We start from the raw sequence: 24,586 nt of genomic DNA, 5'->3' as shown, positions 1-24,586 counted from the left end.
GGGCCGGGTGGGGTGCCGCTGGACGGGTGGTTCGGGTGACGGCAGGTCAGGCGGCGACGGCCCGGCAGGAGCGGGAGGACGGGCCGGAAAGGGGCGTGAGCGGGTGGGTGTCGGCCGGGGACGGCCCGTCAGTCGGGTGGGCGCGTCGTCGCGGGTTCGGCTCCCTGCCGTGCTAGCTCCCCCACGACCCCCCGCACCACCCCCAGCTCCACCAGGTCCTGGGGGCGCACGCGCAGTTCGTCCGCCGTCGCCCGCACCAGCTCCTCGGGCCGCTTGAGGATGGCGGCCGCCAGTTCCGGCGCGATCACCGAGAAATAGCTGTCCGGGGTGGCCCAGGTGTTGCCGGGGGCGGCGAGCGCGAGGGCGCCGCCGGAGCCGCCCTCGCCGATCAGGAGGGTGGTGAGGGGGGTGCGGGCGGTGGCGACGGCGGTGAAGAGGTCGGCGATGGCGGGGCCCGCGGCCTCGCGTTCCGCCGCGGCGTCGTTCGCCGCGCCGGGGGTGTCGACGAGGGTCAGGACGGGGATGCCGAGGCGGTCGGCGAGACGGATCAGACGGGCGGCGGTGCGGTAGCCCGCCGGGCGCGTCGCCGTGCCGCACTGGGCCGCGTAGGCGACGGTACGGCCCTCGTGCTCGCCGAAGCCGCACAGCACGCCGGGGTCGGTGCCGCCGGCGCGGTCCCCCTGCAGGGGGGCTCGGCGGGTGAAGTAGGCGTCCAAGTAGGTCTCGGCGCGGGGGCGTCGGGGAGAGCGGGCGCGTTGTACGGCTTCCCAGCCTGTGGTGGGCAGGGGCGCCTTCTGAGGTGGGGGGTTCGGTTGGACGGCGGCTACGGGTGGGTGGGGGCCGGTCGCGCAGTTCCCCGCGCCCCTGGAGGGCCTGGGGCCCTCGGGGAGGGCGTGGGGCGGAGGTGCCGGGGTGGTGGAGGGGGTGGTCAGGAGGGTCAGGTAGAGGGCGAGGACGCGGCGCAGGGCCGGCGCGGGGACCACCGCGTCGATCGAACCCGCCGCGAGCTGGGACTCCGCCGTGTACGCCGCCGGGTCCGCGTCGGGCGGGCGTACCCGGGAGCCCGCGAAACCGACCTGGGCGTCGGGGAGGGCGAGGGCGATGTCGGCGCCCGCACCGAGCGTGGCCCAGCCGCCACCCGTCGTGGGGTCGCGGAGCACCGCGATCCGGGGCAGCCCGGCCGCCGCCGTCAGCGCCGACTCGCGTGCCACGCGCTGGAGTTGGCTGAGGGCGCGCATGCCCTCCTGCATACGGCTGCCGCCGGTGGCGACCAGGGAGACGACCGGGAGGCGGTGCGCGCGGGCGTGGCCGTACGCCGCCTGAAGACGGTCGCCGGTCCGTTCGCCGAGCGAGCCGCCGAGGAAGCCGAACTCGAAGGAGATCAGCACGGCCGCCGTACCGCCGATCACCGCCCGCCCCCACACCACCGACTCCTCCTCGCCGGTGCGCTCGGCGGCGCGGGCGCGGGAGGTGTCGTAGCCGTGCCAGGCGAGCGGGCCGTCGGGGGCGTGGTCCCGTTCGGGCGTGGGGAGTTCGGTGAAGTCGTCGGTCAGGGAGGCGAGGGCCTCGCGGGCCGTCACGCGCCGCTCACTCATCCGTCTTCAGCGCCCGCTTCATGATCTTGCCCATGTCGTTGCGGGGCAGGGTGGAGAGGTAGTGGACCCGTCGGGGGCGCTTGTGGGGCGACAGGTGGGTGGCCACATGGGTCGCCAACTCGCCCGCCGGGGGCGGGGACTGGGGATCCGCCGGGACGATCCAGGCGACGACGCGCTCGCCGAGGTCGGGGTCCGGTTCGCCGGTGACGGCGGCTTCCCGTACCCCGGGGTGTTCCAGGAGGGCGTTCTCGATCTCGCCCGCGCCGATCTTGTAACCGCCGCTCTTGATGAGGTCGGTGGCCTTGCGGCCGACGATCCGTACATAGCCGTCGGGGTCGCGGACGGCCATGTCGCCGGTGCGGAACCAGCCGTCGGGGGCGAACGCGGCGGCGGTCGCGTCGGGACGGTTGAGGTACTCGGTGAAGAGGTTGGGGCCGCGCACCTGGATCTCGCCGACCGACTCGCCGTCGTACGCGGTGAGCGGCGTGCCGTCCTCCTCGACCAGCCGCAGCTCCACGCCCGGCAGCGGGAGTCCGACCGTGCCCGCGCGCGCCTCGCCGTCCGTGCGGACGCTCGTGTTCATGAGGGTCTCCGTCATGCCGTACCGCTCGATCACCCGGCGTCCGGTGGCCGCCGTGATCCGTTCGTGGTCGTGCACCGGCAGCGCGGCCGAGCCGGAGACGAGGAGGCGGGCGCCGCCGAGCGCCTTCGCCAGCTCCGGGTCGGTGGGCAGGGTCTCCGCGATGCGGTGGTACATCGTGGGGACGCCGAACAGCATCGTCGCGCCGGCCGACAGCTCCCGGGCCACCGCGGCCGTGTCGAACCTGCCGAGGTGGCGGACCGCGCCGCCGCGCCGCAGCGGGCCCAGGACGCCCAGGATCAGGCCGTGGACGTGGAAGAGGGGGAGGGCGTGGACCAGTACGTCGTCGGCGGTCCACTGCCAGGCGTCGGCCAGCGCGTCCAGGGTGGTCGTGACCGCCCGGCGGGGGATGACGGCGCCCTTGGGCGGGCCGGTGGTGCCGGAGGTGTAGACGACGAGGGCCGCGTCCTCCTCGGTGGCCGTCTCCTCGGCGGCGGCCGTCCCGGCCGGGGCGGCCCGGCCTCCGGCACCGTGCGCGTCGGCCTCGGCCTCGACCTCTACATCGATGCGTGACAACTTGCCCAGCGGGGACGGGAGTTCGTCGTTCGGTGCGGCGAGGACGAGTGACGGTGCGCTGTCGCCGAGGATGTGGCCGAGTTCCTTCTCCCCGGACTTCGGGTTCAGGGGTACGGCGGGTACACCGGCCCGTAGCGCCGCCACCACGGCCACGGCGGTCTCCAGTGTGGGAGTCGCCCAGACGGCGACCCGGCCGGCGCCCCGCAGGCGCTCCGCCAGGGTGTCGGTGACGGCCGCGAGTTCCGCGTACGTCAGGGACCGGTCGCCGAAGCGCAGGGCGGGGCGTCCGGGGGTCCGGGCTTCGCCGGTGAGTGCCGGGAAGAGAGGGGACACGTCTCGTACTCCTTGGTTGTCGTCGTCCGGGTACCGCTACCGCGCAGGTGACTACCCGAACCCCGGGACCACCAGCACCAGCCACATCACCGCGGGTACCACCGCCACCACGATCCCTCCGTAGACCATCAACTGGCGGAAGAAACGCTCGCGGTCCAGGTCCGGTGCCGCGGCCAGGACCAGCGCGCCGTTCGTGGAGAAGGGGCTCACGTCCACGACCGTCGCGGACACGGCGAGTGCCGCGATCATGCCGACCGCGCCGATCTCGCCCTGCGCCAGGAACGGTACGGCCAGGGGGATCAGGGCGCCCATGATGCCCACGGAGGAGGCGAAGGCGGACACGATCGCGCCGATGTAGCAGAGCAGCAGGGCGGCGAGCAGAGGGATGCCGATGCCGCCGACGCCCTCGCCGGCCCAGGTGATGGTGCCCATCTCGTCGAGGACGCCCACATAGGTCAGGACGCCGCAGATGAGGAGGACCGTGGACCAGGCGATCTGGCCCACCGCCTTGCGGCTGTCGTCCGGCCAGACCGCGCTGAGGACGGCGGCGAGGGTCACCGCGGTGAGGCCCGCGTCCAGGTCGAAGGCGAGGACCGCGACGACCAGGACGGCGAGGGAGGAGAGCGTGGCGATGCGGGCGGGGGTGAGGACTGCCTCGGTGCCCACCGTGGGGGCTGGCCGGGTGCCCACCGCGGGGCCGGTCTGCGTGCCCACGGCGAGGCCGGTCGCGGGGCCGGGCCGCGTGCCCGCCGCCGGGCCGGTCGTGGGGGCGACCTGTGCGTCCGCCGCGGGGGCGGCCTCGGGGTGCTTGGTGTCGGGATCGGCGGCGGGGGGCCGCTTCCACAGCTTCAGGCCGCCGAACAGCACGAACACCACGCCCGCGATGACCAGGTTGGCGATCAGGGAGATCAGGAAGAGGGCTGTCGCGTTGCCCGGGAGGTTCTCGCGTTCGACGATGCCGTTGACGATCGTGCCGTAGATGCTGATCGGGGAGAAGCCGCCGCCCTGGGCCCCGTGGACGACCATCGCGCCCATCAGCAGGGGGCTGATGCCGTACCGCGAGGCGAAGCTGAGCGCGATGGGGGCGACGATCGCGACCGCGGCCGGGCTGACCGCGCCGATCGCCGTGAGCGCGCCGGTGACGAAGAACATCACCCAGGGGATCAGCGCCACCCGGCCCCGCACGAGCCGGATCGAGGCGTGCACGAGCCAGTCGGTGGTGCCGTTGGAGCGCGCGATCGCGAAGAGGTAGGTGACGCCGACGAGGACGACGAACAGGTCTCCGGGGAAGCCGGCGAAGATGCCGTCCGCGTCGAGGTCGGCGACCAGTTCGCCCACCCCGAAGGCGGCGGCGAAGGCGAGCGCGCCCATGTTCACGGAACGGGTCGTGGCGATGACGAACACCACGGCGAGGACGAGGATCGAGATGAGTTCGGGGGACATGCGGGCTCCCGTCGTTGGGTCCCGGGACAGAGAGGGCTGAGCAGGCGGGCGAGTGAGGTGAGTGGACGAGTGGCTGAGCCACTCGCGGTTGGGCCAGCGTGGGGGCGTAGGGCGGTGGCGTCAAGAGGTCGCGCGGAAATTGGCTCAGCCACTCGGCCACCGGGCCACTGGTGCCCGCCGGTGTTACGCTCCCGGCGAGCGGTGCCGGACCAGAGGGGGAACCGTGAGCGACGCCCTGCGCCCCATGGCCAAACAGCGGCTCTACGAGCAGGTCCTGGACCGGTTGCGTCAGTACGTCGCCGAGGGCGGTCTGCGGGCGGGGGACCGGCTGCCGCCCGAGCGGGACCTCGCCCAACGGCTGGGGGTGAGCCGGGCCTCGGTCAAGCAGGCCATCGTGGTGCTGGAGGTCCAGGGCCTGGTGGAGGCGCGGCACGGCGGGGGCACGTATCTCGTCCGCGACAGCCTCGACGTCGAGCCCGTGGAGGACATGGTCGAACGGCGCCGACGGCTGCCCGATGTGCTGGAGGCCCGCGAGGCGCTGGAGACGAAGCTCGCCGAACTGGCCGCCGAACGCCGTACGGAGGACGACCTCGCCGCGATGCGGGACGCGCTCACCCACATGGCCGGGGAGATCGAGCGGGAGGGGCACGGCATCGAGGGCGACCGGCTGTTCCACGCGGCGGTCACGGCGGCCGCGCACAGCAGTCTGCTCGCCGAGTTCATGCGGTCCATCGCCGACCAGATCGCCGAGAGCCGCACCGAGTCCCTGCGCCAGCCCGGCCGCCCCGACCGTTCCCTCGCCCAGCACCGGGCCATCCTCGACGCCATCGCCGCCGAGCAGCCCACACAGGCGGCCGCGGCGATGCGTCGCCATGTGCGTACGGTCGCCAAGGTCCGTCTGCTGGACTGGGACCCGGGGGACTCGGCGCCCTGAGCCCGGCTCCCGCGCCACTGTCGGTGGTGGTCGGTACAGTCGGCCGCCGAGAAGCGGGCAGGCGGATGTGCACGGGACATGCGGGGCTGGGGTGCGGGAGTTCGCGGGGGAGTTCGAGATCCACCTGACGGTGGTGATCGGGGACGAGTCCCGGGGCGGGGGCGAGTCTTGGGGCGAGGGCGAGGGGCGCGTACGTCGGTGGGCACAGCGGCACCGGGTCAAGTACACACGGATCGTGCTCGACCGGGGCGCGACGCCCGACCAGCCGATGCTGACGGTGCGCGGCGAGGGCTCCCTGTCGGCGCAGCGCGCGGCCGCGTCCGAGTGGGCCGAGCGGCTGGGCACCGAGGGGTTCGGGGTGGCGCGGGTGAAGATCGAGGCGGCACCGTGGAACGAGGACGTGCCGCTGACGGCCGCCGAGGCCCGCGCCCTGCCTCCCGGCTGCTACTTCGAACACCATGTCAAGCTCGCCCTCGCCGACGACACCGAGGTCGGGCCGGTGCGCGCCCTCGCCGAGCGGCACGCGGCCCATGTGTCGCGCAACGCCCGCCGTGCGGTGGGTGGTTGTGGCGGGGGCGGGCACGAGCGGTTCGTCACCCAGCGCTGCCGTGACGTGGGCCGCCCCGAGGCCCGCCGCCGGCTGGACGCCCTCCTCGACGCGCTCGCAGAGGCGGGTTTCAAGGCTGTCGAGGTGGAGGAGGAGTTCGTCGTGCACGACGACCGCCCGGACCTGGACAGCGGGTGGATCGACGAGGGGGCGGCAGGGCGGGCGGACGTGCGGGCGGGGGCGCGGAGGGACCTGCGGGCGGAGACCTCATGACCTCGTCCGGGCGGTGGCGGGCCGCCCATCGGGCGGTGCTCGACCACCTGGTCCGGCTCGTCGCCGACTCGCCCCTGGGGGACGATCTGGTGCTGCGCGGGAGCATGGTCATGCCGGCGTGGGTGGGGGCCGGGGCACGGGAGCCCGCCGACCTCGACTGGATCGTTCCCCGGCCGCTGCTGGTCCCGGTGGACGCCGCGCACCCCTATCCGTACGTGGAGGGGCTGGAGGCCGTACAGCAGTGGCCGGAGGCGGCCGACGGCGCCGGGCGGTACGAGATGTGGAAGTTCGAGGAGTTCGACACCCAGGGCCTGCGGCCGGCGGTCCCGCCCGAGGGGCTGCACTGGGTGGTCGAGGCGGAGCCGGAGGAACACCCGCCGCACCTGGCGGTGCTCGACCTGGTGCGGGAGCGACCGGTGGCCGCGCCGGGGGTGGTGCTCGACGCGTCCGCCGCCCGCCCCGACGGCACCTGGACCTACACGGAGTACGAGACTCCCGGCACCCGCCTGACCATCCCCTGGGCGGTGGAGGGCCTCCCGCCCGGCGAGGCGCGGCTGGACTTCGCCCGCGAAGAGAGGCTCCCCGAGCCGCCCGTGTGGACGGCGGTACCCCGCGGCGACGGCTCCGGCCGCACCGTCGTCCGCACCCCCGGCCCCGGCCTGTCCCTCGCCTGGAAACTCCTGTGGCTGCACACCGACTGCGCCACCGAGGGCCGTGGCCGGGCCAAGGACCTCCACGACGCCGTCCTCCTCGCGGAGGCGGACGTCACCGAACTGTCCCCGCGGCTGCTGCGCGAGGTCTTCCGCCACGGTCCCGGCGACCCGGCGGTCGCGGACGCCCCGCGCCTGGACGCCGTCGTACTGGACCCCGCCGACTGGACGGACTTCCGCGCCGCCCATCCGCAGGTGCGGGGCACGGCCGAGGAGTGGCTCGAACGCCTGAACGGGGCACTGGAGGCGATGCCGCGGCGTGCCGCCCGGCGGGCCGGACCGTAGGGGCCCCAGCCGTCCCCGTCACCCCCGGGGCGTCCCGGCCCCCTCCCGCACCACGTCCGCCACCACGCAGCTCACGTTGTCCGGGCCGCCCGCCCCGTTCGCCTCGCGGACGAGGGCGTGCGCGGCGGCCTCAGGGTCCTGGGCGGTGGACAGGACGCGCCGGATCTCCGGGTCGGGCACGACCGTCGACAGGCCGTCGGAGCACAGGAGGTAGCGGTCGCCGGCGTGGGCGTCGTGCAGGCGCAGGTCGGGGGTGGCGACGGTGTCGCTGTTGGTCAACGCCTTGAGCAGCAGGGCGGGTTGGGGGTGGGTGGTCGCCTCCTCCGGGGTCAGCCGGCCCTCGTCGATCATCGACTGGACGACGGTGTGGTCGTGGGTGATCCGGAACAGCTCGCCCTCGCGCAGCAGATAGGCGCGGGAGTCGCCGATGTGGACGAGGGCGAGCTGGGAGCCGGTCCAGAGCATCGCGGTCAGGGTCGTCCCGTCGTCCCCGGTCCCCGCGACGTCCCGGACGGCGGCGCTCGCGCCCCGCACCGCGTCCTCCAGCAGGTTCAGCACGCCGCCCGCCGGCAGGGTGTCGCGGTCCAGGGTCTTCAGCGCCTCCACGGCGGCCGTGCTCGCGGGGGCGCCCGCCGGGCCGAAGCCGTCGGCGACGGCGAGGACGCGGGACCCGGCGTAGGCGGTGTCCTGGTTGGCGGCGCGGACCAGGCCGGTGTCGGAGAGGGCGGCGTAACGGAGTTCCAGCATCGTGGTGTCCTCCTCGGACGGGTGGGTGAGGTGGTGCACGAGGAAGGCCGCCAGATCGCGACGGGTCGCCGTCTCGCCCTCGACCCCGGCCCAGTACGCCCGGATCTCCCGGGCCGCCGGGCCCGGCTCCAGCGCGCACACCGTACGGATACGGGCCAGCGGCATGCCGAGCCGGCGCAGCCAGGCCACCAGCCGGGCCTGTTCCAACTGCGCGGTGGCGTAGTAGCGGTAGCCGGTGTCGGGGTCGACGTGGGCGGGCCGGAGCAGCTCCAGCTCGTCGTAGAGCCGCAGCGCCTTCGGCGACAGCCGGCACGCCTTCGCGAAGGCCCCGATCGTCAGCATCTCCATGACTCCCCCTGGCTCTCACCGGCCGGCTCTCGGCTCCTTCGGCCCTGACCGCTCCTCGTTCCGCGATCGATGCTGGGGCTTCACCGAAGGGGAAGGTCAAGCGGTGGTGCGGAGCCGTGCCGATCATCCGTTATCTTTTCGTGACTGACTCGGCCACATCCGATCACATATCGATCACACTCTGAAGGAACATGACCGCCCACCACGCAACACCTTCCGGCAGGCGTACCCGCCGCGGCGGCCCGCCGCGTGTCACCGCGCAGGATTCCGCCAAGGCGACGGCCACGGGCAGGGGGAAGGGGCCGGGGCGCAGACGCAGAGCCCCCGAGCGGCGCGGGAAAGGGCCCCTGTGGGGTGGTCTCGGGGTCGTGGCGGTCCTCGGCGTCGCCGGGTTCGCGGCGGTGAGCTGGATGAACGGCGGCGCGCGGGAGGTGGCGGCCGAGGCGGAGCCCACCGCGTCGGCGGAGCCCTCGTCCGAGCGGTCCCGGCGCTCGGCCGACCCCGACCCCGGCCCCGGGGGCGGCAAGGGTTCCACGGGCGGCAGGAGTTCCGGCGCCGACGCCCCCCGCAGCCCCTCCTCCTCCCCTTCCTCCTCCGCGGCCGCCTCGCCCGACACGTCTCCGGACGAGTCGAAGGCCCCGTCCCCGAGCCGCAAGCCGGTGACCATCCCGAGAACCGGGCCCGGGACGTTCGGCACGGCCTCCGGCGGCAGCGGCAAGGTGGGCAAGGGCACGCCCCTGCGCTACCGGGTCGAGGTCGAGAAGGGGCTGTCGCTCTCCCCCGCCGACGTCGCCGAGGAGGTGGAACGGGTCCTGGCCGACCCGCGCGGCTGGACGGCCGGCGGCGACCACGCCTTCCAGCGGGTCTCCGGCGGCACCTTCGACTTCGTCGTCAAGGTGGCGACCCCCGGCACCGTCGACGACGTCTGCGGCGAGGGCGGGCTGGACACCGGCGGCGAGTTCAACTGCAACGTGAACGACAAGGTCATGGTCAACCTCGAACGCTGGGAACTGGCGACCCCCGTCTACGCCAAGGACGTCGAGGCCTACCGCGCCCTGATCATCAACCACGAGGTCGGCCACTTCCTCGGCCAGGGCCATGTCGGCTGCCCCGGCGAGGGCGAGCCAGCCCCGGCGATGATGCAGCAGATCAAGGGCATGAACGGCTGCGTCCCCAACGTCTGGCCGTACGACGGCGACGGCCGCTTCCTCACGGGCCCCGCCGTGCCGTGAGCGGGACCGCGCTCGCGGAAAACCCCTTCCCTTCCCGGCACGCGCGGTTGTTAGCCTGCGCCCAGGACCCCCTGGACACCCGCCCGGGGGTCACCCGCAGCCGTCCGAGAATGGAGCCCCCGTGGCCCGCACAGCCGCCCCCCGAATCGCCGTCGCCACCTACGACCCCGGTCCGGGGACGAGCCACGACCGGGACCTGCCGGTGCTGGTGCGGGCGCTGGGGGAGGCAGGGGCCGAGGCGGCGGCCGTGCACTGGGACGACCCGGCGGCCGACTGGGCCGGGTACGACCTCGTCGTCATCCGGTCCACCTGGGACTACAGCTGGCGCGCGGCCGAGTTCGTGGCCTGGGCGGAGAAGGCGGGCGCGGCCACCCGGCTCGCCAACCCGGCCGGGGTCGTGCGCTGGAACACCGACAAGCGGTACGTCGGTGACCTCGCCGCAGCCGGGGTGCCCGTCGTGCCGACGGCCTACCTCGCGCCGGGCGAGCCCGTGGAGCTTCCGCGGACCCACGAGTACGTCGTGAAGCCCACCTCCGGCGCGGGCGCCCGCTTCGCCGCCCGCTACACGCCCGACCAGCGGGACACCGCCGCGGGGCATGTCGAGCGGATGCACGCCGAGGGGCTCACCGCGATGGTGCAGCCGTTCGTGACCAGCATCGACACCGAGGGGGAGCGGGCCCTGCAGTTCTTCGGCGGCCGGCTGCTGCACGCCAGCCGCAAGGGGGCGGTGCTCGCGCCGGGCACCGCCTACGACGCCGACAAGATCGCCCACCCGGACCTGGAGCCCTGGACCCCGAGCGAGGCCGAACTCGCCGTCGCCGAGCGGGCGTTGGCGGCCGTACCCGGAGAGCCCGAGCTGCTGTACGCCCGCGTCGACCTCGTCACCGGGGAGGACGGGCGGCCGTGCGTGATGGAGTTGGAGCTGGTCGAGCCCAACCTGTTCCTGTGGCTCCACCCCGACTCGCTGCCCCGTGTCGTCGAGGCGATCATGGCGGCGGCGACCAGCGGCTGACCCGCGGCACCCGCTCCCGGCCCCGCGAGCCCTCCTCACCCGAAGAGGCGGGAAATCCACGAAGCGCGCGTCCCGCCCGTGCCCGCTGCCCGCCCTTCGCGGTTACAACAGCGCGTACGGGAACCACAACTGAGGGCGTGAACGGCATCGTGGGCGGATCGGAGTCGCGGCGCCCGTCCGGTTTCCCGGCGGAGCTGACGAGCTTCGTGGGGCGACGGGACGAGGCCGCCGATGTCAGAAGGCTGTTGGCGGCGGGCAGACTGCTGACCCTGACCGGACCCGGCGGGGTGGGCAAGACCCGGCTAGCCGGACATGTGGCGGGCCAGGTCGCCCGGGCCTTCCCGGACGGCGTCTGGCTCGTGCCCCTGGCCGCCCTGAGCGACGAGGCGTTCGTCCCGCACGCGGTGAACGACGCGCTCGGCGTGCGCAACGAGACCGTACGGCCCCCGCTGGAGATCCTCGTCGACCACCTGCGCGAGCGGCGCCTCCTCATCGTGCTCGACAACTGCGAGCATCTGCGGCGCAGTTGCGCGGTCCTCGCCCAGGCCGTACTGGCGGCCACGGAGGGCGTACGGATCCTCGCCACCAGCAGGCACCGGCTCGGTCTGGCCGGGGAACAGCTCTTCGAGGTGCCGCCGCTGCCCGCGCCCGAGCCGGAGGAGCTGACCCCGTCGGCGGTCGACTCCTTCCCCGCGCTCAGGCTGTTCGCCGACCGGGCCGCGGCCGTGGTCCCCGGCTTCACCGTCGGCGAGGCGAACCAGCGGGCGGTGGCCCGCCTCTGCCGTCGCCTCGACGGACTGCCGCTCGCCATCGAACTGGCGGCGGTCCGGGTGCGCGCCCTCGGCGTGGACCAGCTCGTCGAACGCCTCGACGACCGCTACCAGCTCCTCACCTGCGGCAGCCCGACCTCCGCGCCCCGCCACCGCACCCTGCGCTCCGCCGTCGACTGGAGCCATGAACTGTGCACCCCGCAGGAGCAGTTGGTGTGGGCGCGGCTGTCGGTGTTCGTCGGCGGCTTCGACCTCGCCGCCGCCGAGGCCGTCTGCGCCGGGGAGGAGATGACCGCGGGCGCCGTCCTGGACGCCGTCGCCGGGCTCGTCGACAAGTCGGTGCTCGTCCGGGAGGACCACGCCGGACAGGTTCGCTACCGGCTGCTGGTCTCCCTGCGCGACTACGGACTGGAGAAGCTGCACGGCCTCGGTGAGGCGACCGGCACCCGGCGGCGCCACCGCGACCACTTCGCCCGTCTCGGCGCCGGGTACGAGCAGGCATGGTTCGGCCCCGACCAGGCGGAGATCACCGAACGCCTCCGCATCGACCAGGACAACTACCGGGCCGCCCTCGACTTCTGCCTCACCACCCCGGGCGAGGCCCAGCACGGCCTGCGGCTCGCCGCCCGCCTGTGGTTCCACTGGGTCGCGGGCGGCATCTGGGGCGAGGGCCGGCACTGGATGGACGGCGCCCTGCGGGCCGGGGCCCGGCCGGACGTGGCGCTGACCCGCGCCATGTGGGCGGGCGCCCTGACCTCGCTGGTCCACAGCCGTTCCGCCGCCGTCCTGGCCGGCCTCGCCCCGGTGCGGGCGGCGGCCGCCGCCGACGACGGGGAACTCCCGATGCCCGCGCCCCCGCCCGTGCCCGCCGGTGCCCTCGCCCCGGGCCGGGCCCGCGCCTCCACCGCCTTCGTCGTCCTCACCCGCGTCGAACTGGCCTGCACCCTCGTCAGCCGGGGCCGCGCCGCGCAGGCCATCCCGCTGTGCGCCGAGGCCGTCGCCCTCTGCGAGGCGCACGGCGAACAGTGGGCCCGCTCCTGGGCGTTGCGCACCCTCGCCCTCGCGCACTGGTCGGCCGGGCAGTACGACCGGGCCGCCGAGCAGGCCCGTGCCTGTCTGCGGCTGCCGTACACCGTGCGCCAGCACCAGAGCCTCGCCCGCACCCTCGACCTGCTCGCCGCCGCCGAGGCCCTCGCGGGCGACACCGAGCGGGCGGGCGTCCTGCGCGGCGCCGTCGACCGCATCTGGCACGACATCGGCGGCAACCCCATGGACGCCCTGGGGCCCGGCCGCCCCCGCGCCGCCGAACAGCACGCCCGCCGCGCTCTCGGCGACCACGCCTACACCCTGGCCCACCGCCGGGGCGGCCGCCTGACCCCGGAGCAGGCGGTGGCGTACGCTCTCGGCGAGCCGGCCCGGCGTCAGGCGCCCGGCGTGCGCGCGGCGGAGAGTCCCGCCCCGGCTCCCCGGACGCGGGCCGCCTCCACCGGGTGCGCGGGGGCCGCCCCGGCCGGGAGACCCGCGGGCGCGGCCCCGGAACCGGGTGCCGATCACGTGAGCGCCGACCCGGTCCCCCTCACCCCCCGTGAACTCCAGGTCGCCGCCCTCGTCGCCCAGGGCCGTACCAACCGACAGATCGCCGATCACCTGGTCATCGCCCGCCGCACCGCCGAGGGCCACGTCGAACGGATCCTCGTGAAGCTCGGCTTCCACAACCGCAGTCAGGTCGCGGCCTGGTTCAGCGCGCGGGCGGGGCTGTAGCGGAGCCCGGCAGGGGCGCGGACAGGGTGACGAGGGTGCCCTGCTCGGTGCCGCGCACCCGGAGGGCACCGGTGCCCGGCACCGCGCCCGCGAGCAGCGCCCCGGCGAGCCGCGGCCCGAGCCCCGTGGGCCGCCCCGCCGCGGGGCCGGCCCCGTACCCCGTCACCTCGCAGCGCAACTCGCCCTCGTCCACGCGGAGTTCGACGAGACCGGCGCCGCTTCCGTGCTCCACGGCGTCCGTCGCGATCTCCGCCACGGCCTGCACGAGAACCCCTCGGACTGCGGCGGCGAGACCGGCCCGGACGCAGGTCTCCTCGACGAGCGAGCGCAGCAGCGGGAGATCGGCCGCGCCGAACTCCGTCCGCAGCAGCGCAGCCCCGCTCACCCGGCGTCTCCCCCGTCCCCTTCCGCCTCGACGCTGACCAGCAGCTGGGGCACCTCGTCGGCGCCCAGCTGCTCCAGCACCAGCCCCAGCAGCTCGCCGCAGCGCACGGTGACCTCGCTGCCGGCCGGGAGCGACGCGGCGAGGCTGATCAGCTGCCAGGCGCAGTGGGCCTCCATGAAGCACAGGTCACGCAGGTCGAGGACGAGGTGGCTGGGGCCGGCCTCGTCACGGCGTTCCAGCGCTTCGCGCAGGGCCTCGACGAACTCGGTGCGGGTGCTCAGCTCGGCGGTGCCGGCGATCCGCCCGCCGTCCGGGGTCTCGGTGACCTCCAGGGCGTCGAGGCGGTCCGTGACCCGCAGCGGGTGGACCTTGCCGACGCGGGCCGTCAGGTCGTCGTCGAAGCGCCGGCGGTCGTACCAGCAGATCGCGGTGAACAGCGGATCCGCGAACAGCGGCGCCACGGACGCCTCGTAGTCGAGCAGCCGGTCGTGGCCGACGTTCATCCGGGGCGCCCAGCTCATGTCGGCGGTGACCCGCAGCCCCGTCCAGCCCTCGTCGCGGGCGCGGTCGACCTCGGAGGCGTAGGTGTCGATCGTGCGCCGCTCCCGGAAGCGGCCGTCGGGGGCGTAGATCTCGGTGTTGCGCCTGAGCGACAGCTGACCGCCGGCCCGCGCCGCCACGACCTGCCCGCTGCCCCGGTCCAGCAGGGCGACCACCTCGTCGTCGCTCAGGTCGTCCGGGTCCATGACCAGCAGGACCTTCTCCCCGCGCGCCAGACTGGTCCGGGTGTAGGCGGTGAACACCTTCCACGGGGACTCCCCGGCGTCCTCCAGGTCCCCCGGCCCCATGCACGCGTGATCCCCCAGTCGCAGCCGTTCGACGGGCACGGTTCGCTCCGCGGGGTGCCGGGTCGTCATGGGGCTGCCTCTCCGTGGGATCGCAACGTGAGATCGGAACTCTTCACGGACAGTAGGCCCAGCGGTGTCCCGCACGGCTCGATGATCGTCAATCTTCCGCTTGGGGTGCTCTTGCGAGCGGTTGGGGAAGAAGGTGATCGGCGGTGTGCGTGAACTGACGAGGTGCGATCAGGTGCGATCCGGCGCTGTCAGGGCCGCGCGTCCACCGTGGCGATCCGCTGCAACAGCCCCCACGTGAACTCCGCGACACACTCCCGCCGCACGCCCTCCGCATCGGGCGCGGAGAACCTGAGCCCCCACCGCGTCGGCGCGGTCCCCTCCAGCGGCCGCGCCGGCGCGAAGGCCCGCGCCACCTCGTCCACCGTGCAGGACCACGGCGCCAGATCCTCCAGCGCGCGCAACGCGGGCCCCGCCACTCCCGGGGCCCGCACCAGCCACTCGTTCCACACCGCCCCGTTCGGCGCGAGCAGCACCTCGAAGCGGAGGTCGGCCCACAGCGGCACCGGCCACAGCCAGGCCTCGCAGTCCAGGTCGCCGATCTTCTGGACCGTGACGGACTCCGGCGCCCCCAGCACCGACCGGTACCGCGACGCCGAGCCGCGCGACCGGGGCGAGCGCACCATCGCCTGCCACCGCCGGTTGGCCTCCCGCATGTCCGCGACGGAGACGCCCAGCGCACGGCGGGCGTCCTCGACGAGTCCCGGATTGTGGTCGGCCATCCGGCGCAGCATCACGAGCTGGAAGTCCAGGGGGGTGAACGGACCGGAGGGCCTATCGGGGCCGGGGCGCTTCGCGGAGGGCATGGGGTCCATCGTGGCGTACGGCACCGGACGCGGCCCGGCGGCCACCGGCCCGCTCACCCGGGCGGCGCCCGTCCGGCAGGAACAGCACCGAGTTGACGTACCGCCCGGCGAACGGCAGGACACGCCGGAGCAGCCCCTTGGACGCCCGGTGCGACGTGCGCGCCTGGTGCGCCTCCAGGGTGGCCGGGACGAGGGGGAGCCAGGTGCCGGCGGGCAGGACCCAGCCGGTGTAGCCGAGGCCGGTCAGGAGGTCGACGACCGGCGCGATCGGCTGGATACGGGCCTCCAGCTCGACGAAGAGGGCGGGGCGGTCCCGGGCCAGCAGGTCCGACGCGCCGCGCAGCACGGCCAGTTCGTTGCCGTCGACGTCGATCTTGACGAAGCCGACGTCCGTCAGGCCGAGCCCGTCCAGGGTGACGCAGTCGACGTCCAGCGCGCGGGCGTGGATGTCCCGGCGGACCAGGGAGGACACCCCGCGGCCGCCGTCGTCGCCGGACGGCAGCCACAGGCGGGCCGTGCCCGGGGCGTCCGAGGCGGCGGCCTGGACGACGCGGACGTTGGCGGGGGCCGACGCGGCGAGCAGCCGGGCCAGCCGGGGCGCGGGCTCCACGGTCACCACGCGCGCGGCCCGTCCCGCCAGCCGGTGGGTCCAGGGGCCGTACCAGCCGCCGACGTCCACCGCCGTCCCGCAGTCCGGCGGGCACAGCTCGTCGAGCCGGGACAGTTCCGGTTCGAAGCGCGGGTAGAGCAGCCGTGCGGTCGCGGCGACCAGCCGGTCCGGCAGGAGCGGCGCCAGCCGTGCGGCGAGTGTGGTCATGAGCCCGTCCTCCTCAGCAGTGCGGAGAGCTTCTCGTGCTCGTCCTCGGTCACCTGCTCGCCCGACGACGGAAGCAGCTGCGGAATGCCGTCGACGATCGGGTAGCGGCGGTGCAGCCGGGGGTTGTAGAGCGACTCAGACCCCGGGGCCTCGGCGGTCGTGGTCCCGGGCCGCATCTCCTCCTCGTGGACCACCAGGTGCAGCGGCCCCTTGTCCAGCGGGCACGCCAGGATCCGGAGCAACGGGTCGTCGGGGTTCATGGGAGGTCAGCTCCTTGGCCGGTACCGGGGGTGGGGGCGCCGGGGGCGCCGGGGTGTCGTGCTTGGGCATGCTCAGCAGTACGGCGACCGCCAGCACCGTGCCGGACAGGCGCAGGGTCAGCCGCAGTGGATCGTCGGGCAGCGACTCGCCGAACGACAGCGTGCCGAGCACCGCCGTGAACAGCGAGGTCACCGTCGTACAGACCGGCACGATCAGCGAGGCCCGGCAGCGCTGCAGCGCCGCCTGCGACATCACCAGACCGAACGCGCCGGTGACGAGCAGGAGATACGGGTACGGGGAGCGCAGCAGGCCGACCACCGCGTCCCCGGCCCCGCCGGTGGTCAGACGGCTCGACACGCCCTTGATCGCGAGCGAGCTGACGCCGTACAGCAGGCCCACGGCCACGCCGTACTCGACGCCCGTGGTGGGCAGCCGGTGCCGGTGCCGGGCGCGCCGTTCGGCGGACCGGTACAGCCCCACCCCGGCCGCGAGGGCGGGCAGGCAGATCGTCAGGACCAGCGCGTACGGCGCCCCCCGGCCGACCGTGTCGGAGCCCTCGTCCAGCGACAGCACCACCATCAGCAGCGCGGCGAGGATGGCGCCGAGGGCGTACCGCTCCCGGCCCGTGGTCCGCTCGCCGAGCAGCCGCGCCGAGAGCAGGACCAGCAGGACCAGCCCCGACACGAAGATGCCCTGGGCGGCGGCGATCGGCAGGGTCCGGTACACGGCGAGCTGGGCGGCGAACCCGGCGGCCAGCGACAGCGAGCCGGCGATCCACAGCGGACTGCCGACGACCTGCCGCAGCAGCTTCACCGGTGCGCGGACCGACACCGGCGGCATGGCGGTGAGCGCCCGTTTCTCCAGGACGAACCCGGTGCTGTACAGCGCGTTCGCCAACAGGGCCGCGGCCACTCCCCACCACATCGCCTACGTCCTCCGGGCGTGCAGCAGCAGGATCGACGCCACCGAGGGGGCGGCGCAGGCCAGGCGGTCCAGTGGCCGCAGCGGGCGCGGTACGTCGTGGAAGGGCGCCCCGCGCAGCCGGACGACCTCGAAGCCGGACGCGGCCACGAACTCCCGCAGCGCGCGGGCGGTGTAGAGCCGCAGATGGCCCACGACCTCCTTCCCCGGGCGGCCGTGGATGCCGCGCAGGCTCACCTCCGAGAACACCGGCTGGACGCCCGCCAACAGCAGGGCGCGGTTGTACCAGGCGGCGAGATTGGGGGTCGACAGCATCAGATGGCCGCCGGGGCGCAGGACGCGGCGGATCTCGTCGAGGGCCGCGTCCGGGTCGACCAGGTGCTCGATGACCTCGCTGAACAGGACGGCGTCGGCGGACTCCGCCCGCAACGGCAGCCCGCCGTCGGTGAGTTCGCCGCGGATCGCGTACGGGATGCGGGTGCGGGCCCGCCTGAGGGCGTCCTGGGACCAGTCGACGCCGATGACGCGGTGGCCGGCGAGGAGGGGGGCGGCTGTGGCGGCGGCGGTGCCGTCGCCACAGCCGATGTCGAGGACGGTACGGGGGCCCGTCGTGGCCGCCGGGCCGAGGGCGGCGGCCAGCATGCGGGCCTGGGCGAGGCTGCGGGGGGTGCCGGAGGCGACGGGGACGGAGGGGTCCTCGTAGAAGTCCCGCAGGCCCCGCGCGGGCGGCTCGGTCGACGTGGGGGTGGGCGAGGTGGCCGGCGTCAACGGGTCTCCTCTTCCGTCGTGTGCAGATAGTGCTCGAAGAGGTCCCGGAGGTGGGCTCCGTCACCGTGGCTGAGCAGGGCGCGGGACCAGCGCAGGGCCACGTGCAGGCGGCCCGCCGTGGAGGCGGTCGTGACGGTGAGGCCGCGCGGCATGCGGGCCGGGGCCGAGAACCACACGGCGTGGGCGCGTCCGGCCTCCTCACCGAAGTCCAGCGCGTAGGGGATGCGGCCGATGTTGCTGAGCAGGGTGGTCGACGTCCAGGGGGCCGCGGCTCTGCGCAGGCCCCGGGTGACGGCCGCCCGCCAGGAGACGGGGACCACCGGAGCCGTCAACAGGGAGGCTCCGTGGCCGAGTTGGGGCCGGGGGAGCGACTTCAGGGCGCGGGTGCGTTCGGCCGTGCGGCGCAGGAGCGCGGGCAGCGGGGTGTGATCGGTGCGCAACTCGGCGGGGTGGAAGGCGACTTCGACCAGACGGGTGCCGTTGCCGATCGCCATGTCCGTGTCCCTCGGCCGGTCGTCCACGGGCATGGTGATGCGCAGGGGGCGGGGGTGGGCGCCGTGTTCCCGGTTCCAGTGGGCGAGCGTCAGGGCGGTGGTGACCATGAGCTGGTCGTTCACGGTGTAGGGGGCGCCCTTGGGGCGGCGGGGCACGGGCAGTTCGGTGACGAGCAGGCCGTTGCCGGGCGAGGGTTCGGGGCTGCCGGCCGCGACGCGGGCGGGCCGGGCCCAGGGGGAGGGGGTGTCCGCCTCGGGCGGGGCCGGTTCGGCGGGGGCGGGGGTGGGGCGGACGGGCGGGGCCGTGGGGGCGTTGTCCTCGCCGCCATAGAGCTGGGCGGCGGTGGCGAGGATGCGGAGGCAGGCCGGGCCGTCGAGTGCGGTGTGGTTGACGGTGAGGAAGAGGACCGTGCCCTTCGGGCGTCCGGGGCCGGGGGAGGCCGGAGGAGGGTTCCGCCGCTCGGCGGGCCGCGGCGCCGTCGCCCCGCCGGCCCGACCGCCCGCGGTGAGGCCGACGGCGTCGGTCGCCTCGCTTCCCACCGCGGGGCCCGCTCCCTCCACCACCTCCAGGCGGATCGGCGGCGACAGCGTCAGCGGGGGCGCCTCGACCAGGGCCCTGGTCCGCGCGTCCCGCAGCGCGTGCGGGCCGGCCGGCGGGAAGGCCACCACTTCGACGTCCGGCCCCGCGGTCAGCTCCCACTCGTAGCGGCGCCTGTACCAGCGCCCCGGCGCCTCCCGCATGAGGATGCGGGGGTGGGCCCGCAGGGCGGTGACGAAGGCCGTGCGCAGTCGGTCGGGGTCGAGCCGGCCGGGAAGGTGGACCTCGATGTGGACGGTCTCGGGTTCCTCCTCCTGGGCGCAGTGCCGGGACACCTCGTCGACCACCGGGAAGGGGATGCGCACGGGGCCGGGGGCGGCGTCGTCCCGCGCGGGGTGGTCCAGCGTCGTCATCCGGGCTCCCCCTTACCGGTACCGCCGCCTCCCGCGGGGCCGCCGTCCTCCGGCGCCCGGGGCTTCGGCTTGGTGAACGCGATCCGCCGGGTCGGGGTGTCCGGGTCGCCCTGCGGGGAGCCCGGCCCGCGCGCCGAGACCGTCGGACCGGCCACGGACCCGTCGCCCGCGCCTCCCGGCCCGCCGTTCAGCGTCCGGTCCACCCGCCTGCGCTGCGGCAACGGCTCCGTCGGCGCCTGTGCCCCCGGCGGTACCGCGAACCGCCGTGTCGTGCCGGGCCGTCCGGGTCCGGCCTCCACCCCGGTCCCCACGCTCACCAGCGCCGCGAACAGGCCGGTCAGCGCGAGGAGTTGGGCGAGGTGACCGAACGCTCCCTCGCCCGCCGCGACCGGCTCACCCGCTCCGAACGCGGCGGCGACACCGGCGCCGACCAGAGCGAGGAGGGCGATCGGGACGAGCAGGGTGTGCCGCTTCCAGGCCAGCAGGGCCAGGAGCGGGACGAGGAGGCCGAGGAAGCCCGCGACGACGATGCCGACCAGGGTGAGGGCGACCGTGCCGAGCCAGAGGCCGGGCCCCGGTGGCGCCTGCTGGGGCGCGTCCGGGTTGGGCTCCTGGCGGCGCCACAGGGCCAGCCCGATCAGGGCCGCGAGGCCCACACCGGCGCCGATCAGCCCGGCCTCGTACGTCACGGACGGCTCGAACGACAGCCTGACGGTGCCGCCCGCGCCGCCGGGGACGCGCCAGCCCTGCTGCCACCCGTCGAGCCGCACGGGGGTCAGCTCACGGCCGCCCAGCGTGGCCCTCCAGCCGTCGTTGAAGTTCTCGTACGTCGTCAGGTAGGAGGCCGCGCCGTCGCCGACGGTGACCTCGCGGCGGTCGCCGAGCCAGTCACGGATGTCCAACTCCCGTCCACTGACGGCGGGTTCGGCGATCGTGCCCCGGGTGAGGGTCACGGTGGTGACGGCCAGCGCGCCGGTGTCCTCGGACTCGAAGGTGTGCCGGTCGTCCGCGCCGAGTTCCAGCGCGCCCTGGGCCTTTCCGTCCCGGCAGAGCGTCAGGTCGACCGGCCGTCGCTCCGTCAGGTCCCGTACCGTCCCCCGTGCGCTCGTCTCGTACAGCGTCCCGTCGACCTCGACCGCCGGACCCTCGCCGCAACCCAGCTCGAACTCACGGGTCGGGGCGGGCTGCGGGGTGCGGAACTGGTCCAGGGCCGGGACGTAGGCCTCCGTGAGGCCGACCGGGAGCTGCAGGTCGTCGTCGGCGACGGGGTTGTGGACGGTCAGCGGGGCCGTCTCGGTGACGGTGATGTCGAGCCGGTCGGTGGTGATCGGGTCGAAGCGGACCCAGCCGTTCTCGTCGACACCGGCGACGGCGGCACCGTCCGGGGAGCTGATCTCGACCTGGGTCGGCCGGGCCGACAGGCCGCCCGCCGGGGCCAGGACGAGCGAGCCGACCGGCCACTTGTCGCCCCAGGCGAGGTGGATCGTGGGGTCGTCGCCCGCGATCCACGCCGTGGTCAGGTCGCCGTCGGTCAGGTTGCGCGGCGAGAGCCCGGCCCCGAGGGAGGCCGTGGACTCCGCGCTCGCCTTGATCTGGCTCTGCTGCTCGGGGGCGGCCTTGTAGAGCAGCTTGTCGAGTTCGTCGCCCGGCACGGGGACGGCCGTCGCCTTCACCTCGTACGTCCCCGCCGTGCTGGTGCCGAAGGTGCGGTGCAGCCCCGGTTCCGTGCCCGTGGGGGAGAGGCCGGTCGGGTCGGCGGCCCGCCGCAGCGAGACCACCTCGGCGGAGGCGGCCGTGCCGTCGGGGTCCTGGGCGTCCGTGGGCAGCCGCAGCATCCGGGTGACCCTGACGCCGGGCAGGTCGATCTCGGAGAAGCCGGCGCCGACGAGTCCGGTGTGCCGCTCCGCCGAGTCGAGGATCGTGATCTTCAGCCAACTCGTGTCGCCGGGAGCGGCATCGACCTTCTGGGTGGATCCGTCCGCCTGGAGGTTCGTGGAGCGTGAGCCCCGCTCGGTCTCCACCTTGATCCGGGTCGGCGCCGACCGCACCCCGTCCTGCGGCAGCGGTGTGACCTCGAAGGCCGCCGGGAGGTCCTGGCTGCCGTCGAAGTCGATCCGCAGCCACTGCCCGTCCGCCGAACCGGCCGCGCCCTCCGCCCAGGCGGTGCCCCGGTCGCCGTCGAAGGCGTTCACCGGGTCGTACTGCGGCAGATGGAACAGCCAGTTGCCGCTGGTCGACGCGGTCACCGACTTGGCGCCCCGCAGCTCGGCCACCGTCTGGTGGTCGAGGCCCGACACCGGCAGGATCTGCTTCGGCCGCGCACCGGGGTCCTGCACGCTCCCGCTCGGGTTCCGCTCGTTCGCCGTGTACGTGTACGACGTGTTGGCGTTGACCAGGCCGAAGCGGGTGTCCGCGCGGCGCAGCCCGTCACCGACCACCTGCACGGCCGGCGTACCGAGCCCGGGGTGGTTGTCGCCGGTCAGCACGGTGGCACGGTCGCGCAGTTCCGGGTCGGCGGCCAGCGGCAGCAGCGACTCGGGGCCGCCGGAGACGACGGCCGTGTCGGCGATGGCCTTCAGCCCGGCCTGGCCGGGGCGCGGCACGTCCTCGGCCGGGCGGTAGATCTCCACGGCCCGCTGTCGCGCGTACAGGCCCTCGACCTGCATCGGGGTGCCCTCGGCGATCCGTCCGCCGGTCATCACCGGCCCGAGCCCGGTCACCCGCTCGTACCCGGACTGCTCCAGGGTCCGCTTCACGGTCGCCGTCGGCACCGCGCCGATCTGGTCGGGGTCCAGATCGTTGCGTACGACGACGTAGTACAGGCCCGCACGGCTCAAGTAGTCGCCCAGACCGGGGACTTCGCCCCCGGTCAGCAGTGCCTGCTCGACGGCGTCCATCGCGCGCCGGTTGCCGGGGGTGCCGAAGGGGACGTAGTCGCGCTGTGCCCAGCGGGAGTCGGCGAGGACGTCGAGGGGCTGGTCGACGGTGGTGCCCCAGGTGTAGATGCCGTGCGCGGTGGCCGGTACGACCAGTGCGCGGGAGTCCGGGGAGTACTTCTCCAGCCAGTTCGCCGTCGCCTGCCAGTACTTGGGCAGCTCCTGGAACGAACCCGGCTGCAGCACCGATCCGTTGAGGTACGGCCACAGCAGCCCCGGTACGACCAGGACGGCCGCGACCAGCGGCGCGAACCGCCGCCCCCGCACCCGCCGGGCCCCCTGCGCCGAAGCGGCCACGCCCACCAGGTGCGCCAGCCCGAGGACGAGCGCGAGTGCCAGCCCCGTCTGGAACTTGTAGATGTTCCGGAAGGGCACGAGGCCCCCGTTCAGCCAGTCCTGGACCACCCCGTGGAAGGGCGCCCCGAACGCGCCGCCGTACCCGGCCAGGGTGAACAGCGCGACCACCAGCACGGTCAGCACCAGCCACCGGCGCTCGGGCATGTCCCGCCGGGCCAGCCCGGCCAGGCCCAGCCCCGCGGCCACCGTCGACGCCAGGATGACGACCACGGACGCGGCGACGGACCAGCCGGCCGGCAGCCAGGGCTCACCGAAGTTCAGATAGCCCACCCAGTTCCCGGCGCCGCGCAGTGCCTCGGTGGCGGACATCGTGGCCGTCGTCGTCTGCGAACTCTCCACGTAGGGAAGGAAGTTCTCGCCGTAGAAGCCGAGCAGCAGCAGCGGGACCACCCACCACGCGGTCGCCAGGAGCACCCCCGGCACCCACCAGGCGATCAGCCCGCGCTGCCGGGGTCCCGGCCTGCGGGTGAGCAGATACAGCCCGACGGGCAGCAGCGAGGCCAGGGTCGCGGAGGCGTTGACCCCGCCCATGAACGGGATGACGAGCGCCGAACGCAGGGCGGCCACCCGCGCGCTGTACCGCTCGTTCGTCAGCGGCAGCAGCACCCACGGCAGGAACGCCCCCGGCAGCGCGGCGGCCGAGGTCGACCCGACGACGGTGGTGAACACGGGCCACAGCGCGTAGGCCGAGGCGGCGAGCAGCCTCGACGCCGAACTTCCCACGCCCAGCCGCTCCGCCAGCCGCAGCGCGCCCCAGAAGGCCACCGACACGATCAGCGACAGCCACAGCCGCTCCGCCAGCCACACCGGCAGCCCGACCAGATCGGTCAGCCCGTAGTACGGCAGCATCGGCCACAGGTATCCGACGTACTGGTCCTGGATGCCGCCGAACCCGCCCCGGTCGTGCCACAGCTGACCGAGGTCGGAGACGAACTGCCAGGGGTCGGTGGTGACGCCGAGCTTGGTGTCGAAGGTCTGCCTGCCCGGTTGGGCGGCGACCAGCAGGACGAACACCACGGCCCAGAATCCCAGCAGCCAGCGCCGCGACCGAGGGCCCTCGGGAGGTCCCTCGGTCGTGCCCGCGGGCCGTACCGGCGCGGGGGGTGGAGCCTGGACCGTGCTCGTCATGGTGGACACCGCCGGAGGATGAGGAGGAGGTTCCAGGTGGCGAACTCACGCAGTCCCGGCGCCTTCACGACGGTCTCCGCGAGAAACGGCCAGTAGCGGGAGCGCGCCGACACGACCGTCACGTCGTCCCGGCCGCGCACCTGCCGCAGAGTGCGTCCGATGTGCACGGCGAAGAGGTTCTCGCCGAGGGTGTGCTTGGCGTCCTTGCCCGTACGGCGCCGATAGCGGGCCCGCGCCCGGTCGGCCCCCAGGTAGTGCCAGGGTGCCCACTCGTGCCCGCCCCAGGGGGACAGCCAGTTCGTGAACGACACGTAGATCAGCCCGCCGGGCCGGGTGACCCGCGCGAGTTCGCTGAGGAAGGTCGGCGGATCGGCCACGTGCTCCAGCACGTTGGAGGTGAAGGTGACGTCCGCGACCCCGTCGGCCAGGGGGAGGAGATACCCGTCGGCGACGACGGACCCGTCCGGCGGCTTGGTCCCCAACTCCCGTAGGTCCGGCTCGAAGAGGTACGCCTGGGCACCCCGGCGCCGGAACTCCTCGGTGAAGTACCCGCTGCCACCGCCGACATCGACGACGGTCAGCCCGTCCACGGGCCGGCCGCCGTACGCCTCGACCTGGTCGACGGCGTCACGCGCGAGCAGCGTGTAGCAGTACTCCGGGTCGTCCTGCTCCCGCATGAACGCCCGGAAGAGGGACACGGAG

General features: G+C 74.6%; 20 protein-coding genes. 6 read left to right on the top strand and 14 right to left on the bottom strand.

The genetic code is table 11. The features are described 5' to 3' along the window. Positions 1-128: 128 nt before the first annotated feature. From H4687_RS15065 to H4687_RS15055, 3 genes are read right to left on the bottom strand one after another with little or no spacing between them, the layout of a single operon-like run. On the bottom strand, positions 129-1,595 hold the full coding sequence (locus H4687_RS15065) for a carboxyl transferase domain-containing protein (RefSeq protein ID WP_050398259.1): 1,467 nt from the start codon (positions 1,593-1,595) through the stop codon (positions 129-131). Further along, a complete protein-coding gene (locus H4687_RS15060) occupies positions 1,588-3,084 on the bottom strand; it encodes an acyl-CoA synthetase (RefSeq protein ID WP_046918088.1) in 1,497 nt (498 codons plus the stop codon). Before H4687_RS15060 ends, H4687_RS15065 begins: the two co-directional genes overlap by 8 nt. Positions 3,085-3,135: 51 nt before the next feature. After that, a complete protein-coding gene (locus H4687_RS15055) occupies positions 3,136-4,527 on the bottom strand; it encodes an SLC13 family permease (RefSeq protein WP_046918089.1) in 1,392 nt (463 codons plus the stop codon). A 223-nt stretch (positions 4,528-4,750) separates the two neighbouring features. Between H4687_RS15055 and H4687_RS15050 the strand changes: the two genes are divergently transcribed. From H4687_RS15050 to H4687_RS15040, 3 genes are all read left to right on the top strand, one after another. Further along, positions 4,751-5,461: a FadR/GntR family transcriptional regulator gene (locus H4687_RS15050; RefSeq protein ID WP_046918090.1), complete on the top strand. Its 711-nt coding sequence runs from the start codon at positions 4,751-4,753 to the stop codon at positions 5,459-5,461. Between the two features lie 91 nt (positions 5,462-5,552). After that, positions 5,553-6,281, top strand: a complete 729-nt coding sequence (locus H4687_RS15045) for a hypothetical protein (protein WP_050398260.1) — start codon at positions 5,553-5,555, stop codon at positions 6,279-6,281. Beyond that, positions 6,278-7,276, top strand: a complete 999-nt coding sequence (locus H4687_RS15040) for a nucleotidyl transferase AbiEii/AbiGii toxin family protein (RefSeq protein ID WP_046920371.1) — start codon at positions 6,278-6,280, stop codon at positions 7,274-7,276. Before H4687_RS15045 ends, H4687_RS15040 begins: the two co-directional genes overlap by 4 nt. Positions 7,277-7,294: 18 nt before the next feature. Here the strand turns inward: H4687_RS15040 and H4687_RS15035 are convergent, their stop codons facing one another. Continuing rightward, the gene (locus tag H4687_RS15035; protein WP_050398261.1) at positions 7,295-8,371 is read right to left on the bottom strand and encodes a MerR family transcriptional regulator; all 1,077 of its coding nucleotides are present in this window, start codon (positions 8,369-8,371) and stop codon (positions 7,295-7,297) included. Positions 8,372-8,739: 368 nt separating this feature from the next. Between H4687_RS15035 and H4687_RS15030 the strand changes: the two genes are divergently transcribed. From H4687_RS15030 to H4687_RS15020, 3 genes are all read left to right on the top strand, one after another. Further along, on the top strand, positions 8,740-9,603 hold the full coding sequence (locus tag H4687_RS15030) for a DUF3152 domain-containing protein (RefSeq protein WP_046920139.1): 864 nt from the start codon (positions 8,740-8,742) through the stop codon (positions 9,601-9,603). 121 nt (positions 9,604-9,724) lie between these two features. Then, positions 9,725-10,615 carry an ATP-grasp domain-containing protein gene (locus H4687_RS15025; RefSeq protein WP_046920140.1) on the top strand — a complete coding sequence of 297 codons (891 nt, stop codon included), beginning with the start codon at positions 9,725-9,727 and terminating at the stop codon, positions 10,613-10,615. A gap of 137 nt (positions 10,616-10,752) precedes the next feature. Continuing rightward, entirely contained in the window at positions 10,753-13,146 is a 2,394-nt protein-coding gene (locus H4687_RS15020) for an ATP-binding protein (RefSeq protein WP_046920141.1), read from the top strand. Here the strand turns inward: H4687_RS15020 and H4687_RS15015 are convergent. The 10 genes from H4687_RS15015 to H4687_RS14970 form a co-directional block, all read right to left on the bottom strand. Next, positions 13,124-13,531, bottom strand: coding sequence for an ATP-binding protein (locus tag H4687_RS15015; protein ID WP_046920142.1), 408 nt, complete (start codon positions 13,529-13,531; stop codon positions 13,124-13,126). The genes H4687_RS15020 and H4687_RS15015 overlap by 23 nt on opposite strands. Next, the gene (locus H4687_RS15010; protein WP_046920143.1) at positions 13,528-14,448 is read right to left on the bottom strand and encodes an MEDS domain-containing protein; all 921 of its coding nucleotides are present in this window, start codon (positions 14,446-14,448) and stop codon (positions 13,528-13,530) included. The genes H4687_RS15015 and H4687_RS15010 overlap by 4 nt, the downstream gene beginning before the upstream one ends. A 188-nt stretch (positions 14,449-14,636) precedes the next feature. Further along, the gene (locus H4687_RS15005) at positions 14,637-15,260 is read right to left on the bottom strand and encodes a hypothetical protein (protein WP_046920146.1); all 624 of its coding nucleotides are present in this window, start codon (positions 15,258-15,260) and stop codon (positions 14,637-14,639) included. Continuing rightward, positions 15,220-16,068 carry an FkbM family methyltransferase gene (locus tag H4687_RS15000; protein WP_046920144.1) on the bottom strand — a complete coding sequence of 283 codons (849 nt, stop codon included), beginning with the start codon at positions 16,066-16,068 and terminating at the stop codon, positions 15,220-15,222. Before H4687_RS15000 ends, H4687_RS15005 begins: the two co-directional genes overlap by 41 nt. Then, positions 16,065-16,310 (bottom strand): Trm112 family protein, encoded by a 246-nt coding sequence (locus tag H4687_RS14995; protein WP_225967509.1) that lies wholly within the window; start codon positions 16,308-16,310, stop codon positions 16,065-16,067. Before H4687_RS14995 ends, H4687_RS15000 begins: the two co-directional genes overlap by 4 nt. Then, a complete protein-coding gene (locus H4687_RS14990) occupies positions 16,204-17,253 on the bottom strand; it encodes a hypothetical protein (RefSeq protein WP_225966701.1) in 1,050 nt (349 codons plus the stop codon). The genes H4687_RS14995 and H4687_RS14990 overlap by 107 nt, the downstream gene beginning before the upstream one ends. A gap of 3 nt (positions 17,254-17,256) precedes the next feature. Continuing rightward, on the bottom strand, positions 17,257-18,018 hold the full coding sequence (locus H4687_RS14985) for a class I SAM-dependent methyltransferase (protein ID WP_046920029.1): 762 nt from the start codon (positions 18,016-18,018) through the stop codon (positions 17,257-17,259). Next, positions 18,015-19,463 carry a condensation protein gene (locus H4687_RS14980; protein ID WP_192781672.1) on the bottom strand — a complete coding sequence of 483 codons (1,449 nt, stop codon included), beginning with the start codon at positions 19,461-19,463 and terminating at the stop codon, positions 18,015-18,017. The genes H4687_RS14985 and H4687_RS14980 overlap by 4 nt, the downstream gene beginning before the upstream one ends. Next, complete coding sequence (locus H4687_RS14975) at positions 19,460-23,884, bottom strand: alpha-(1->3)-arabinofuranosyltransferase (protein WP_046915607.1); 4,425 nt, start codon at positions 23,882-23,884, stop codon at positions 19,460-19,462. Before H4687_RS14975 ends, H4687_RS14980 begins: the two co-directional genes overlap by 4 nt. Beyond that, on the bottom strand, positions 23,881-24,561 hold the full coding sequence (locus tag H4687_RS14970) for a class I SAM-dependent methyltransferase (RefSeq protein ID WP_225967508.1): 681 nt from the start codon (positions 24,559-24,561) through the stop codon (positions 23,881-23,883). Before H4687_RS14970 ends, H4687_RS14975 begins: the two co-directional genes overlap by 4 nt. Between the last annotated feature and the right edge of the window lie 25 nt (positions 24,562-24,586).

This window comes from Streptomyces stelliscabiei, from assembly GCF_014873495.1.
Classification (GTDB): domain Bacteria; phylum Actinomycetota; class Actinomycetes; order Streptomycetales; family Streptomycetaceae; genus Streptomyces; species Streptomyces bottropensis.
The sequence above is the reverse complement of the archived record's forward strand: the minus strand, read 5'-3'. Positions and strand labels throughout refer to the sequence as shown.

What these genes read in the sequence shown, in the direction of transcription:
- H4687_RS15065 (WP_050398259.1), bottom strand. Translation starts at nt 1,595, where the DNA reads ATGAGTGAGCGGCGCGTGACGGCCCGCGAGGCCCTCGCCTCCCTGACC.
- H4687_RS15055 (WP_046918089.1), bottom strand. Translation starts at nt 4,527, where the DNA reads ATGTCCCCCGAACTCATCTCGATCCTCGTCCTCGCCGTGGTGTTCGTC.
- H4687_RS15040 (WP_046920371.1), top strand. Translation starts at nt 6,278, where the DNA reads ATGACCTCGTCCGGGCGGTGGCGGGCCGCCCATCGGGCGGTGCTCGAC.
- H4687_RS15035 (WP_050398261.1), bottom strand. Translation starts at nt 8,371, where the DNA reads ATGGAGATGCTGACGATCGGGGCCTTCGCGAAGGCGTGCCGGCTGTCG.
- H4687_RS15010 (WP_046920143.1), bottom strand. Translation starts at nt 14,448, where the DNA reads ATGACGACCCGGCACCCCGCGGAGCGAACCGTGCCCGTCGAACGGCTG.
- H4687_RS15005 (WP_046920146.1), bottom strand. Translation starts at nt 15,260, where the DNA reads ATGGACCCCATGCCCTCCGCGAAGCGCCCCGGCCCCGATAGGCCCTCC.
- H4687_RS15000 (WP_046920144.1), bottom strand. Translation starts at nt 16,068, where the DNA reads ATGACCACACTCGCCGCACGGCTGGCGCCGCTCCTGCCGGACCGGCTG.
- H4687_RS14990 (WP_225966701.1), bottom strand. Translation starts at nt 17,253, where the DNA reads ATGTGGTGGGGAGTGGCCGCGGCCCTGTTGGCGAACGCGCTGTACAGC.
- H4687_RS14980 (WP_192781672.1), bottom strand. Translation starts at nt 19,463, where the DNA reads ATGACGACGCTGGACCACCCCGCGCGGGACGACGCCGCCCCCGGCCCC.
- H4687_RS14975 (WP_046915607.1), bottom strand. Translation starts at nt 23,884, where the DNA reads ATGACGAGCACGGTCCAGGCTCCACCCCCCGCGCCGGTACGGCCCGCG.
- H4687_RS14970 (WP_225967508.1), bottom strand. Translation starts at nt 24,561, where the DNA reads ATGCGGGAGCAGGACGACCCGGAGTACTGCTACACGCTGCTCGCGCGT.